The organism is Colwellia sp. MB02u-14, assembly GCF_014076915.1.
Lineage (GTDB): Bacteria > Pseudomonadota > Gammaproteobacteria > Enterobacterales > Alteromonadaceae > Colwellia_A.
The window spans coordinates 63,226-77,555 of the sequence record NZ_JACGUX010000067.1 but is presented as its reverse complement, the minus strand read 5'-3'; the positions used below and the strand labels follow the sequence as shown (position 1 = coordinate 77,555).

General features: G+C 36.0%; 11 protein-coding genes. 3 read left to right on the top strand and 8 right to left on the bottom strand.

Annotation, left to right across the window (positions count from 1 at the left end; genetic code table 11):
• Positions 1-80: 80 nt before the first annotated feature.
• Positions 81-509, top strand: a complete 429-nt coding sequence (locus H4J52_RS07965; RefSeq protein WP_182182326.1) for an Lrp/AsnC family transcriptional regulator — start codon at positions 81-83, stop codon at positions 507-509.
• A 14-nt stretch (positions 510-523) separates the two neighbouring features.
• Here the strand turns inward: H4J52_RS07965 and H4J52_RS07960 are convergent, their stop codons facing one another.
• The gene (locus H4J52_RS07960; protein ID WP_182182325.1) at positions 524-1,363 is read right to left on the bottom strand and encodes a hypothetical protein; all 840 of its coding nucleotides are present in this window, start codon (positions 1,361-1,363) and stop codon (positions 524-526) included.
• A gap of 122 nt (positions 1,364-1,485) precedes the next feature.
• Between H4J52_RS07960 and waaA the strand changes: the two genes are divergently transcribed.
• Complete coding sequence (waaA, locus tag H4J52_RS07955) at positions 1,486-2,787, top strand: lipid IV(A) 3-deoxy-D-manno-octulosonic acid transferase (protein ID WP_182224477.1); 1,302 nt, start codon at positions 1,486-1,488, stop codon at positions 2,785-2,787.
• A 67-nt stretch (positions 2,788-2,854) separates the two neighbouring features.
• Here the strand turns inward: waaA and H4J52_RS07950 are convergent, their stop codons facing one another.
• The 5 genes from H4J52_RS07950 to H4J52_RS07930 form a co-directional block, all read right to left on the bottom strand.
• Positions 2,855-3,661, bottom strand: a complete 807-nt coding sequence (locus H4J52_RS07950) for a DUF4198 domain-containing protein (protein WP_182182323.1) — start codon at positions 3,659-3,661, stop codon at positions 2,855-2,857.
• A 59-nt stretch (positions 3,662-3,720) separates the two neighbouring features.
• A complete protein-coding gene (locus H4J52_RS07945; protein ID WP_182224476.1) occupies positions 3,721-4,239 on the bottom strand; it encodes a DUF2271 domain-containing protein in 519 nt (172 codons plus the stop codon).
• A gap of 54 nt (positions 4,240-4,293) precedes the next feature.
• Entirely contained in the window at positions 4,294-4,884 is a 591-nt protein-coding gene (locus tag H4J52_RS07940) for a PepSY-associated TM helix domain-containing protein (RefSeq protein ID WP_182182321.1), read from the bottom strand.
• Positions 4,885-4,954: 70 nt separating this feature from the next.
• Complete coding sequence (locus H4J52_RS07935; protein WP_182182320.1) at positions 4,955-7,048, bottom strand: TonB-dependent siderophore receptor; 2,094 nt, start codon at positions 7,046-7,048, stop codon at positions 4,955-4,957.
• 247 nt (positions 7,049-7,295) lie between these two features.
• Complete coding sequence (locus H4J52_RS07930) at positions 7,296-8,369, bottom strand: glycosyltransferase family 9 protein (protein WP_182182319.1); 1,074 nt, start codon at positions 8,367-8,369, stop codon at positions 7,296-7,298.
• A gap of 52 nt (positions 8,370-8,421) precedes the next feature.
• Here H4J52_RS07930 and H4J52_RS07925 point away from each other — a divergent pair, with 52 nt between their 5' ends.
• The gene (locus H4J52_RS07925) at positions 8,422-9,192 is read left to right on the top strand and encodes a 3-deoxy-D-manno-octulosonic acid kinase (protein WP_220460156.1); all 771 of its coding nucleotides are present in this window, start codon (positions 8,422-8,424) and stop codon (positions 9,190-9,192) included.
• 25 nt (positions 9,193-9,217) lie between these two features.
• On the opposite strand, the gene H4J52_RS07920 is transcribed toward H4J52_RS07925, so the two are convergent.
• Together H4J52_RS07920 and H4J52_RS07915 are read right to left on the bottom strand one after the other, a co-directional pair.
• Positions 9,218-13,396, bottom strand: a complete 4,179-nt coding sequence (locus tag H4J52_RS07920) for a two-component regulator propeller domain-containing protein (protein WP_182224475.1) — start codon at positions 13,394-13,396, stop codon at positions 9,218-9,220.
• Positions 13,397-13,422: 26 nt separating this feature from the next.
• Positions 13,423-13,665, bottom strand: coding sequence for a hypothetical protein (locus H4J52_RS07915; RefSeq protein WP_182182317.1), 243 nt, complete (start codon positions 13,663-13,665; stop codon positions 13,423-13,425).
• Positions 13,666-14,330 lie beyond the last annotated feature (665 nt).

Genomic DNA, 14,330 nt, shown 5'->3' with positions numbered 1-14,330 from the left:
GATAAAATGACATGTCATGCTGTTAAATTGACTATTATTGGTGTCTAATTGGTTTTTAACGATGTTGTTGAGTATTTAACATGATCACAGAAAAAGATGAAGAACTGCTTTCTATATTAAGATGTAATGCCCGAGCAAGTGTTTCCGACATTGCGAGAGCGACAGGCGTTTCACGTACAGCGATACAAAACCGCTTAACCAAGCTAGAAAATAGTGGTGTTATTAAAGCGTATAGTATTGTCTTGGGGAGTGAGTATAGTAATAAATTAATTTCGGCTAATGTCTCACTAAAAGTAAATCCTAATCTAAGACGTAATATTTGTATCGCATTAAGAAAAATTCATAATATCAGCCACATATATTCTATTAGCGGTGAGTATGATTTATTAGCGACTATTCAGGCACAAACATTAGAGAAATTAAATGAAATTCTTAATATGGTTTGTTCTTTAGAAGGGATTGAACGGACAAATTCTTCGATTATTCTCGATACTGTTTTTGAAAAATAAAACCTATGAATAACTTATTTCATTGTTTCGTTAAGCCATGCAGCAAGGTTTTGTGGTAAAAATTTATTACGCCGTAATAAATTGTGTCCTTGGTTAACGCCTTTAAAAACTTGCGTTGTAGAGCTGCTGTCACCATTCCACGAAAATAATTCCTGGGCGGTTAAAAAACTATCGGCATGATGTGCTGAGCTAACGAAGTAAGCAGGAATATCAATTAAATTTTTATAATGCTCCTTTTCCATATGGCTCATTATTGGTGAAAGAATAACAAAGCTGTGGATACGCATTTTTTCAGCTAACCGAACGGCTTCACTTACTGAACAACCACTTGCTACAATTGAGATAGGTTGGTCGTTGCCTATTTGACTGCGCAAATAGTTATAGGCAAAAAGTACATCTTTTTCCCAATACGAGGTGAGCATTGCAACTTCAGCTTGATAACTAACAATATTTTTTACTTGGTGTTTTATCGTCTTGTGAGAAAACGCCGTTGATTCACTATCACCATAGCCTCTAAAGTCAATAGCAAGGGCGTTTACTCCTTTTTTTGCTAATAACTCACCGAGTGTTACATAGCTTTTACTGCTGTGGGAACAGTCATGGAGTAGCAATACACCAGGACCAAGCATATCACCAAGATAATAATCCCCCGATAATAGAAAATCGTCATCAGCAGTGAATTTTATTTGTTGTGCCGCCGTTTTTTTTGTTGTGGACGTTGAAGTAGAAAGATTATTTGTGGGCTGAGAGGACTCTTGCGCAGATAAAAAGGGCACAACAAATAAAAGACTAACAACAGTGATTAAACGACTGCATAACAACTTGTTGTAGAAAATACCATCCATTTTAAACACGACTATTTTATTCCCTTTATCTTATAGAATACAGACGATAACAAACTCCATCGGTTTTGGGTATTTTTATTGTTTGCTTTAATCGCTATACTGAATTCATAAACTACTAAAGAGCTTTTTCTGTGCGTTATCAAATTTCCTTAATGTTATACCGAGTTGTTTTTCTTTGTTTACTACCCGTTATTTGGGTGTTGTTGTTATTGCGTTCAATCAAACAGAAAGCTTACCGACAGAGAATAAGTGAACGTTTTGGTTTTTTACCTCGGGAATTAAAGGCTGGAGGAATTATTGTTCATGCGGCGAGTGTCGGTGAAGTTATGGCGCTGAAGAGTTTCATTACTCAGTTACTTGAAAAAAAACCTAAAAGTGTCATAACCTTAACTACCTTTACCCCAACCGGCTCTGAACAAGTTATAAAGCTTTTTGGTGATCGTGTGCAACATTGTTATTTACCCCTTGATAGTACTTTCTGTGTTGCGGCATTTTTGAATAAATTGAAACCACAGGCTATGGTTTTTATGGAAACTGAACTGTGGCCAAATTTAATTGCGCAAAGTCGTGAACAAGGTATCAAGCTCTTACTGATTAATGGTCGTTTATCGCAAAAGTCAATGAACAGTTATTGTAAGCTTGCTTGGTTAATCACACCGACGATTAATCGTTTTGATAAAGTTCTGTGTCAAAGCCAAGTAAACTATGACAATTTTATCGCATTAGGAGCTGACGTCTCCCGCTGTAAGGTATCAGGCAATGTAAAATTCGATATTAGTGTTAACCAAACGGTAAAAGATAAACAGCAAGAGCTAGCTGGCTTTGTTGAAGACGACCGATTGATTTGGGTGGTTGCTAGTACGCATAAAGGCGATGAAACTATTGCATTAAATGCTTTCGCATTGCTAGTAAAAAACTTTCCACAACTCCTCTTAATTCTTGTTCCTCGTCATCCAGAGCGCTCTAATGACGTGGCAACATTATGCCAAGAGCAAGGTTATGCTTTAGTGCGAAGAAGTAGCAAAGACAAGGTTACAAGCGATAAACAAATTTGGCTACTTGATACGCTAGGAGAGCTGTTACCGACGTGTGCATTAGCGAGTGTTGTTACTATGGGTGGGAGCTTTTCAGACGTTGGCGGACATAATCCACTTGAGCCGGCGTTATTTAAAAAGCCGATTGTGGTTGGCGCTAATATGAGTAATTTTGTTGAGGTTATGCATCAACTTGCTGTGGAGCAAGGTATTATTCAACTGGCTAGGCAAGATGATGCAACAACTGTAACGGTCGCGCATGATTTGTCTAAAGAGGTAGCCGCTATTTTGTCGTCAGAAAAAACGCAGCAAACACTAGGGGATAATGCCTACCGCGTGGTAACACAGAACCAAGGTGCAAGTGCTCGCACCTTGAAACAATTATTGACGTTACTTTAGTGAATTACCGATTCTACTTATAGGTACTAAAACCGATGTTTTGAGGGTGAATCGGTATAAATCATCTTTAATTAAGTTGAGCTTCAAACGTTAAAAACACACTGCCCATTTGTTGGTCTGCTAAAGGCGATTTTGGTGTATTTTCTTGGTGCTCAGCAATTAATAAATATCGCCCAGCTGCTTTTGGCATGAAGTTAATTTCACCTTTTTCATTAGACACCAATGTTAATGTTTGCGGGTTATTGCGGTAACGGGCACCGTCGGCAGTAATTTCTACAGAAACATCTTTCTGCGCTTTACCATTAAACAAAAACTTAAAGGTTACCTTTTCATTTTCAGCAATGTCTGACGGATGAGTTACGGGGATCAATTCTAATAATTGACCATCTGTTTTAAAGTTATCACTTGGGGTGTTCATCGTGACATAGCTTTCAATTCTCGAGTAACGGTAAGTGGTTTTTATCTCCTTCGCTTCGTTAGGCAATTGCCCGCTTAACTCTGCTTTATTAGCGGATAACCTTTTACGGTCGCCATTCATCGTGTAAGAAGTCATGTAAGATGGATGACTATTATTGGTGATTTTATATGTACCAGACTCTGCTAGAAAGTAATCAGCAACACTTTTACGATGGCCCTTATATGTTGATGAGGGTCTTGATGATTTTCCATCAGGTGTGATAATTCTTACTAAATCTGCGCCCATAGCTTTATCAACATTAAAGGTTTCATTTGATGCAGTAATGTCTACCATGATCCATTCGCCTTGCTCGGCAGACAAATTAAAATGTGTCGGTAAAACCCAACGAGAATGAGCGAACGTTTGCGTACTGATTGCACAAGCAATTGTTAGCGCGATAATTTTTTTTAAATTCATTTTTTAATATTCCTAAATCTGTGTGTGGTAGAGGGCTGACTAATATAAAGCCAGTTAAATTATCGAGGCGACACTGAAAATGACATTTCATCCGTTTCATGGGTGGCCGCTAACGTAAAGGTTTCTTTTTCTCCATTTAAGGTAAAGGGCTGGCGGATAATAGAGCGGCCGCCGTTTTCTCTAACCACCTCAATGAATAAAGTGTACTGTCCTTTTTTGAGTGTTGTATTTCTATCATCTTGTGCAAGAAAATTGAGAGGGTACTTTCCTGCGGCGCGAGTAGCAGAGGTTATGCCGTCAACAAATTCAGCATCTTTCTTACCGACTTTTCGCCACCACCGACGAATATCTTTTAACCATTTAGCTTTTTCTCGCCAAAGCAATAATGTACGTACCGGTTTTCCTTGTGAATTTTCAATCCAGCTAGCGACATAGGGAGGGTGATATTCACCAAGCTGCTGCTTTAAATTAAGCTCAATGTTTAATTCTGCTGGCGTTGAGTTACTCGGGTTTGCAAAAACGGTAAAATTTATAAAGGTTAAGACAATAAGTAATAATCTAACAGTTTTTATATTCATGTAATTTCCTTTGTGTAGTCACCAAAGAGGGTGACGTAGATTGTTTTTAAGGGGTTAAGCCCACAATACAGAAGTAAAAATTATCGCTACGGTAACAGCTAAACTCACTGATAATGTTCGATTAAACCGTTTTTGAGGCATGGCTAAAATAAAACCGCTTAGTGCAAAAAAAATGCACAGCACACTGGTTATATCAATGATCCATCCCCAAAAAACAGTGGTGTTTCTTCCTTTATGTAAATCATTCATCAGCGCCCACCAACCATAGTTGGTATATTCAAAAAATAATTCGCCGCTGACTAAGTCGAGAGAAATCGCTGTATTTTTCCCTGCTTTTTTAATGCTGTAAAATAGTTCGTTTTTGCTACTTTCGATAACAGAATGACTTAACGATATTGATAACTTTTGTTCTATCACCTCAGAAATATTGACAATTTGCTGAAGGGATAAAGGAGGATTTTCAATAAGGGCTAAATCAATCATGATTTCTTTTTCTTCAATACTTGCTTTATTTTCACTAAACCACTCGGGGTGATTTAAGGTAATCCCCGTCACTGAAAAAAAGAGCAGTAAAGTCAGTAATGCCATCGAAACATAAATATGTATAAGGCGAGAAAAACGTAAAGTATTTTTATTGATTTGCATAAATAACAATAGCTTATTTTGTCTTTGCAGAAGCAACAAATTGATTTTTGTTACTCCTGCCTTCGTTAGTTTAGAATGAAATTTGTGTCGCTAAACGAAAACTTGTGCCGTCTCCAGCGGTTACATTCGATACGCCACCACCACCAAGATAGTCAGTATCAAGTAAGTTTTGGATATTCAGGCGGAAGTTAACGGCTTTATTACTAATAACCGTTTTATAAGTTGCACCGACATCAATGCGTGTATAAGCGTCTTTTGTTATCGTGTTATTGCTATCTGCAAAACGTTCACCTTCGTAAAAGGCGCCAATATTTACAGCAAGCTGGTCATTAAATTCATAACGAGACCAGATTGAAGCTGACCACTGAGGAGCATCAACAGGGGTTTTTCCTTGATAATTTTCATCTTTATCGTATTGTGCGTCTAACTTCATCACCGATGCCATCACAAAAATTTTATCGTTTACTGCACCCTGTGCAGCCACTTCAAAACCTTTATGGCGTTGCTCGCCCGCTTGTTCTGTTCGAGTATCAAAATTTCGATTGTCGTTGATTGCTTCAGTGATTAATTTTCCTGTTTTGGTTATATCAAAAAGGGCTGCTGTTAACAGTAATCGTTCATTAAAAAGTTGCCATTTTGCACCTATTTCCATTTGCTTAGAGGTCATCGCATCGAGCTTCATACCATTGTTGATATCACGATCATTTTCTAATTTTTCGCTTCTTTGCGGTTCAAATCCTTCTGAGTAACTGGCGTAAAACGTTGTTTTTTCATCGGGATGAAATAAAAACCCTGCTTTAGGTAATAATGATTCATTGTTAGCATTCTTTTTACTTTGCTTGTCGTAACGCCCTCCTACCGATACTTGCCACTGGTCATTTAAAGTGATTAAGTCTTGTATATAAACACCGTAATAATCATATGCACTAGAGTATAACGAGTCGTCAGTTTTGTAGCTGATATCAGGTCGAGCAGGTTCTACTTGGTTGGCCGAGTAGTTAATCGATTCGCCATTTACTTTTAGTTGTCCGTAGTAATAGTCTAAAGAATTAGCGCCAATTAATAATTGATGTTTAACATCTGAAAGAGTGAATTCACTGGTAAAATCAATAAAAGCAGTTTTAAATTGCCAATCGTCAAATCGGTCATAGGGCTTTGAAGTATACGTATCAACTTCTGTGAAAATTGATGGCTTCTTCGGAGATGATTCAAAACGTTGGCGTTCAAAATTTTGTTCGTTGTAACCTAAGTTAACCTGCCATTGATCAGACAATGCATAGTTGAAATCAACACCAATATTTTCGACGGTAATATCAGTAAATGCCCAAGACATATCACGAATGGTTTTTTCATTCCCGATGATATTACCCTTTTCGTCTAACCAAGCACCAGTATCTAATCCAGCTTCATCATCTGTTCGGTCATAATGGACGCGTACCATAGCATTGTCTGAAATATCATAATCGATCACTAAAGCGCCTAAAAAACGATCGCGCTGGCGCTGTTCATTATTTTGATAGTTACGTTGATATTTAGCCTCTTGCTTAACGAGTACACCTCTGTAGCGTAAGGATTTATCATCAGTTAATGAACCCCCAGCATCTAGTGAAAATCGAGTAGCCCCCTCTTGGTCAACATCTATACCCAGATTAAACAACGTTTTTGCTGTTGGTTTTTTGGTCACCATATTAACTAAGCCTCCAGGGCCAGACTGGCCATACAATATACTCGAAGGGCCTTTTATTACTTCAATGTTTTCTAATATTTCAATGGGTTGTTGGTAATGTGACCAATGTTGGTGACCATCTCTAAGGTAACCATTTGATGAACTTAGTTCAAAACCACGTAAATTAAAAACTTCACGATTACGCTGCTTAGAGCCTGCGGTTAAGCTTGCGTCGTTAGTTAATACTTCGCCTAAAGTCGTTGCGAGTTGCTCTGTTATCACTGAGTTTGGAATAACAGTGACTGATTGAGATGTTTCTAATAAGGAGATATTGGTACGCATTGCGCCATGTGCTTCATCAACTTTATAGTTATTAAAATAACTACCTTTTACTTCAATAACCTCAACGGCGGTATTATTGCCAGAGACTCCATTGGCATTGGATGAGTAAGGCATTAAGCCAACGATAATTGCTAAGCACACAGGTGAATACTTCATTGTTATTCCTAAGAGAAAAAGAGAGAGATAAATTACTTGGTGCGAATACTAATGGTAATGATTATCATTTGCAATAAGTAAGTTGGTTTTATTGTTCTTTTTAATAATGGTCATGCCAGTGAGTTAACTTAGTCTGATGAGCGTTTGCCATGAGTGAAAAATGGAAGCAAGCGAAGATAGGCCTCGTTTAGATAACGTAGGCCTTAGGTCGGATTTTTATTTATTTGGAGTAGATTCGGAGGGGAATTTATTTAATGATAAATTCTGGGTAATAATCGTTAATGAGAAGTAATAACTTTTCTTTCACCTGCGTAAAAGTAATACTGTTCATTAAGTCACTGCCCTTTGCGCGAATGCCCCAAGGTAGATGTTCAAGTTTTTGTTTGTATTGCTCTTGTACCGTATGTTGATAGCAGCTGACGACATAGTTTTGATATAAATAGGGGCCAGTACGATTAGGATTACTGTGTGCATATAAGCCAATAACAGGCGTGTCAACAGTCACCGCCATATGTGCTGGGCCAGTATCAGGTGCAATGACTAAATGAGAAAGTTTAAGAACAGCAAGCAGTTGTTTTAAATTAGTTTTGCCCACTAAATTAACAATATCGCATTTACTGAAGCTGATAATTTCAGTGGCTAATAATTGTTCTAATGTGGTTGGCCCACCACAAATTACCACATGAAAACCTAGCTGGGTTAAATAGTCAGCTGTTTGTGCATAGCCTTCTGCATGCCAGTTTCTTTCTGCTTTACTGGCAGCAGGTGAAATAACGGCAATGGGTTTATTAGACTCTACAGACAATAGCTCACTTGCCCAACGTTCGTTTTCGTCACCGATAGGCATTTCCCAACGAGGACTCTCGGTAGGCACACCAATAGCTTTTGCAAACCCCATAAAACCATCAAGTACATGCGGCTGGTGTTGAGGTGCTATCTGGTGATTCGTGAACAGCCATTGACCTTCTTTCGCACGTTTACTGTCGAAACCTATTTTTACTTTTGCTTTGATACACCAGCTGGCTAAGCTAGCACGCAAAGCAACTTGCATATGCAATAACACATCAAACTTTTGATGCGCAAGTTCGGCTCGTAAATTTTGATATCCCTTAAAACCCGCTTTTTTATCAAAAATGACAAATTCCACGTTGGGTAACCCTTGCAATAAATTAGCTTCAACTTTTCCTATTACCCAAGTGATTTTAGTTTTTGGGTAATAATGTTGAATTTGTTGCACCATAGCTACGGCATGACAAACGTCTCCAATAGCGGATAAACGTAATAAACATAAATTTTTTGGCGCTGTTAATTGACCCAGCATAAAGGAATCACCACAATAGAGCATATAAAGTATTTGAATTGAGCCTATTATCTTGAACAAGCCAGCAATTGTAAAACCCTACCAAGAAAAAACTTATCAAGAAGGTAATGTTTATTGTCGTTATAACGCGAATGCGATAGATGATTTTTCTCCCGAAATGTTAAATAGTCAATATTGGCAAGATAAAAAGGCTATAACGGGAAGTGCTCAAGGCCGTGGTACGACTTGGTTTATTGAATATAATTCGTTAGGCTCAAAGTTATCCGAAAAACAACAGTGGGTTCTACGTCATTATTATCGTGGTGGCTTAATTGGTAAAATTATTAACGATAAGTATTTATTTATAGGACAAAAAAATACACGTGCTGCACAGGAATACCAACTTTTAGATATTTTACAGTCGTTGGCATTACCGGCGCCAAAACCGATTGCGTTTCGAGTGACTAAAAAAGGGCTTTTTTATCAGGCTGACTTATTATCGTCACGTATTGAACATGCCCAGGATTTAGTCGCAATATTATCAAAAGAAGCATTAGCCGAAGAGGTTTGGCGAGAAATCGGTAAGGTTATTCGTCGTTTTCATGATGCCGGAATTTATCATCATGATTTAAATAGTCATAATATTTTACTGGATGCAAATAAAGAAGTTTGGCTGATTGATTTTGATCGTGGTGATCAACGCGCTGTTTCATCAGCTTGGCAACAAGCAAATATCGCCAGATTACTACGTTCTTTTGAAAAAGAAAAAAATAAACTGCTTACTTTTCATTGGACAAAAGAAGATTGGAATATGTTACTCGATGGGTATTTACTCGTCAGTTAATGGTGGTGTGAGCTTAGGGTCGAAGCTATAAACCTTCTTCGTTTTTCACGAATAATTTTTTTTGAAAATCGCTTGGTGTGCAACCATATTCACTTTTAAAACACTTACTAAAATAACTTTGAGATGAAAAACCGGTATCAAAAGTAGTATTTATTGCGCTTTGTCCTTGTGCTAATAATAAGCATGCTTTCTCTAAACGAAAACGTCTTAAATAATCAGTAGGTGTCGCACCTAAAATACTTTTAAGCTTCCTAAATAATTGTCTCTCGCTCATCGCCATTGCTTTAGCTACACTGTTAACTGTTGTTGATGTGTCAGGGTATTTTTTTTCTAATACTTCATTCAATTTTTCTATAAAAATATCTTGTTTACTAATCTGTTCAATCGAAGCAGCATCGATAAGTTTATCTAACAGGCTTTGTTCTATATGAGGCGACTTTGCTGCCTTTTGATTTTTTTTGTTTTTAAGTATATTCCTAATTGCCAGTAAACTTTCAATACGTAGTCTTAATTCTTCGAGATTGAAAGGTTTAGTCAGATATTCATCCACTTGATGATGCCACCCTTTAAGTTTACTCTCTAAATCATGTCGAGACGTAAGTAAAATAATGGGAATGTGATCAGTTATGGGGTTTGCTCTAATTTTCTGGGTCGCTTGATAACCATCAAGTTTTGGCATCATAATATCGCTAATAATTAAGTCAGGGACTTCTTGAATGGCGAGATTTACACCTTCTAAACCGTCATAGGCACTGAGTACAATATAATCATCAGCCAGACAATCAACTATATATTGATTCATATCATGGTTATCTTCGATGATTAATATTTTTATTTTTTCCTCTTGCGCAGTAGAAGAAAAGTTAGCACTGTTTTTTATAGGTGAAAGTGCGGTCTGTTGGGTTAAACTCATTAATTCCATGGCAACAATATTATCTATTTGTACATTTTTCAGTATGGCATTGCTCTGCTGCTTTTCTTTACCTTCGTTAATTATTGGCAGTAATACTGTTATTGTAGTGCCACTTCCTAATTCGCTGGCTAAGGTAATGCTTCCGCTGTGGCTAATGATAAGTTCTTTGATTAAAGCCAACCCAATGCCAGCTCCTGTTATTTGCTCACTTTCTTTACTGAGTACTCGGTTATATTTTTCGAAAACACTGTCGAGCTGATCGCGGGGTATACCGATACCCGTATCAACAATTTGAATATAGAGTTCATTATTTAGAGTGCGTTTGGTTTCTAAAGTAATACTGCCACCGTTATGGGTGTATTTTATTGCATTTGAAAGTAAATTTACGACGATTTTCTCAAGTGCATCATCCACCAATTCAAAGTCAATATCCTCGATATTAATTATTTGTAATTTAATGCCTTTTTCTAAAGCAAGATCTGTAAAAGCATCAACAAGTTGCTTGATGATATTACCGGTATTTTGTAGCGATTTTTGTGAGATAGCTTTCACGCGAAAAGTTTCTATATTCAGAAGCTGATCAACCATTCGAAGGAGTCGATACCCATTTCTTTTAATAACTTCAATTCGATTGAGCTGATTATCAGCCATGCGGGCAGTGAGTAACTGTGAACTTGTTCCTAAAATAAGGGTTAGTGGTGTTCTAAACTCATGAGACAGGTTGGCAAACTCTTCATTTTTTTGTTCAAGCAGTCGCTCTACTTTATCTTTTTCTTGAGCAAGTTCTATGGTACGGCGTTGAACGGAGCGCTCTAATTCATTGGTCTTATTTCTAAGCACTCGGGTGCGAAAATGAATAACTAAATAGATAGAGATAATGATCAGTAGTGAGTAAATGATTAATGCCAATGTCGTTAACCACCAAGGGGGTAAAATAAGAATAGAAATACTTGTCTCGGCACCATTCCATTGTCCATTGTTATTCGTTACACGCACTTGAAATTGGTATTCACCGGCAGGAATATTGGTATAATTTGCGGTGAGATTTTCACGGGCAACCTCACTCCAATAGTCATATCCTGCTAGCTGGTATTGATAACTGAGCTTGTCAGTATTTTGGTAATTAATATTTGCAAAATTAAAGGCAAAATTGTTTTCTTTATGGGTTAACGTTAATTGCTGTGCGCTTATAATATTTTCTTTTAATGGGCTTGTTTTTTTATCGTCACTTACGGAAACTTTCTCTCCATTAATCTTTAAACTTGTTAAGTATAAAGACGAACTATCGTCCTTTTTACGTAATGTATTCGTATGAATACGGTTAATACCGTTCATTCCTCCTAGCCATAGATCACCGGTTTTTGCATCAAAGAAACTCCCTAGTGAAGAGTCATTCGATTGCATACCGTCTTTTTCATAATAATTAGTAAAGGATGATGTGTTTTGATTAAATATAGATAAGCCGTTATAGGTACCTATCCAAAGATTATTGTTATTATCAACTTGGATATCAAATATATTATTATTAGCTAAGCTATCTTTGGCTTGATAATTAATATACTCACCTGTTGTTGGTGTAAATTTGATTATTCCATTATCTCTAGTACCTAGCCAAATATTTTGTTGGTTATCGAGAGCGGTTGTAACGATGCGTAAATTTTTATTGTCTAATAAATATGATTTTATCTGACCTGTTGCTTCATTATAAGAAATCAATCCAGCAAAGGCGGTTCCTAGCCAAAGAGTATCATTTATTTGCTTGATACTTTTTACGGTTAATTTATTACGTTGGAGCTTTTTAGCTATGCTTTCCCCAAGTAATTCCAAAGTGTTAAGTGATTGATTGTACTTTACTAAGCCATGATCAATCATTCCGAGTAACAAGTTATTGTCTCTATCAATAAAAATATCTAGAATTTCCCCGTGTTGGATTATTTGTGTTTTTTTTGTATCAGAAAAGCTTAATTGGCTGAATTTTTCTGTTTGTGGGTTATATTTTATTAATCCTTCGTTGAAGCTAGCAATCCAAATATTTCCTTCTAGATCTTCTTTTATATCCATAATCAGTTGGAAAGTTATATTGGGTAAATTGATATTATCTTTATTAAAAAATTTGCAAGTATTATTGGTTTGATTAATTAAATTTAAGCCTTTTCCTTTTGCCCCTAACCACATATTATTCTGTGAATCTAAAAATACGGCATGATTTTCATTACTCGTAATACACTGTGAGCTATTATCTTTAACGCGATATAAATCAATGGAGCTATCACTATAAGTTAATTTATTAATACCGACTTTTGTGCCTAGCCAAATATTCCCTGTACTGTCAGAAAAAGTGGTATAAACTCTATTTGAATTCAATTCAGAGTTTTCATTTTGGCTATTGTTGAGCTTTATTATTTCTTTTGTTTTTGGATTAATTATCATTAATCCATTAATCTTACTCCCGACTATTAAATGATTGTCTTGAGAGTATTTCACGGTAAAAACAAGTGATGCAAGTAACTTATCAGTTGAATATAAAGAACCAGTAGAAGTGTATCTATTGAACTCAATCAAACCAATATTACTGCCAAGCAATAAATTCTCTTTTAGCTTGATTATGCTATATACAGTTAGTTTTTTTTGAAGATTCGACGGCATATTAATCTTATGGTCAGTTATTCGCTTGTTTGCAAATGAATAACTACTTAGGCCATTTTTTGTGCCAAACCATAATTCATTATCGTTAGCTTGATACAAACTTCGAATTTGATTGCTCGATATTTTCAAGGAATTTTTTGCTGTTTTATGAAAATGAGAAACAGTATTACTAGTTGGACTTTGTTCTATTTTGAATAAGCCATTATCTCTTGTACCCACCCAAATGTTATTTTTATTGTCTTCAAGTAATACAAGTATGGAAAATGAATAACCGTCGCTATTTAACTCGACTTTATGGAATGTTTCACTCTTTTCATTGTATTTCAATAAACGTTTATTCGTGCCTACCCAAAGCTTGTTATTACTATCGATCAATAAGGATTTTACTTCGAGTGGATCCTTATCATTAATAGTTTGAAGTGAGTGTTTTTTAACATTTAAGCCATCGAAGCGAAAGAGACCTGAATTAGAGGCAAACCAAATAAAGCCATTTGAATCTTGTGTGATGGCTTTAACGTCTTGTTGGTCTCGAATTTTAGATGTAGTAAAATTAATGACGTTGTAAGTCTTTTGTAATGTACTGGCTAATATAGTAGCGCAGTGAAACTGCAAAATAATAAACAAGATCAGACAACGTTTTAACATGATATTAGATCTACCCAAATAGTCTGTTATTCATCGATATCGATTTCTGTAGGGTCAGTATTCAGAGATTCCGTTTCATATTTTACATCATAATTTACTTCCTGTTCTTCAATAACAGGAAGTATGCTGGTACACGTTTTATCACTACTACAAAAGCTAATAACGTCAATTATACTGGGTAGTGTCACTTGCTCTTGTGTAGATGTATTTGCAAAGCTTGCAGAGCTAATAAAAAAAGTTGAGATTAATAAACATTTAGTTATTTTCATGGTAATTATCCTAATGTGATTGGCGTGTCTTTGTATAAGGTGCCGGGTTAAGTTACTTCTGATTTTTGATCAGGCTGATCCCAAAATATTAAATATAAGCGTCTTATGTTAAAGGTAATAGTTAACACTCTACATTCTTATTATTAACATTCCATAATTTAATCATCGGTTAGCAAAGATATTAGCATCGCGTAAAGATTGACACAATAAATCAATATCAACACTCGTGTAACGACTAAATCTTTAGATAGGTGAGTAAGGTACCTGTAAACGTTACTGTCTTATGATGTTAATATTTCTCATTACTATCAAATACTCAGTGTTGTAGAGGCATTCGATAAGCAAGCTAATGACTAGAAGTCGATGACAAATAAAAATTGGTAGAAATATTAAGTCATGCGTTATTTTATAACGTTGATTAAGGGATCGCGTTATAAAATATAAACTTAATATTTCTACCAAAACCTCTGGAGAGGGCCACAATAATTTATCTATTTATTAACAATAAAATATGTAAACGATAAAACTATAATGAGATTTATAATAATGAGCTATCAATATTAAGCCTATTATTTGTGTTTGTTCGCCAATTTTTTCTAAAGTGTCGGTGTTATAGGTGGTCAGTGAATAATGAAGTTTGGCAGTATTCAGCAAAATATTGGCAG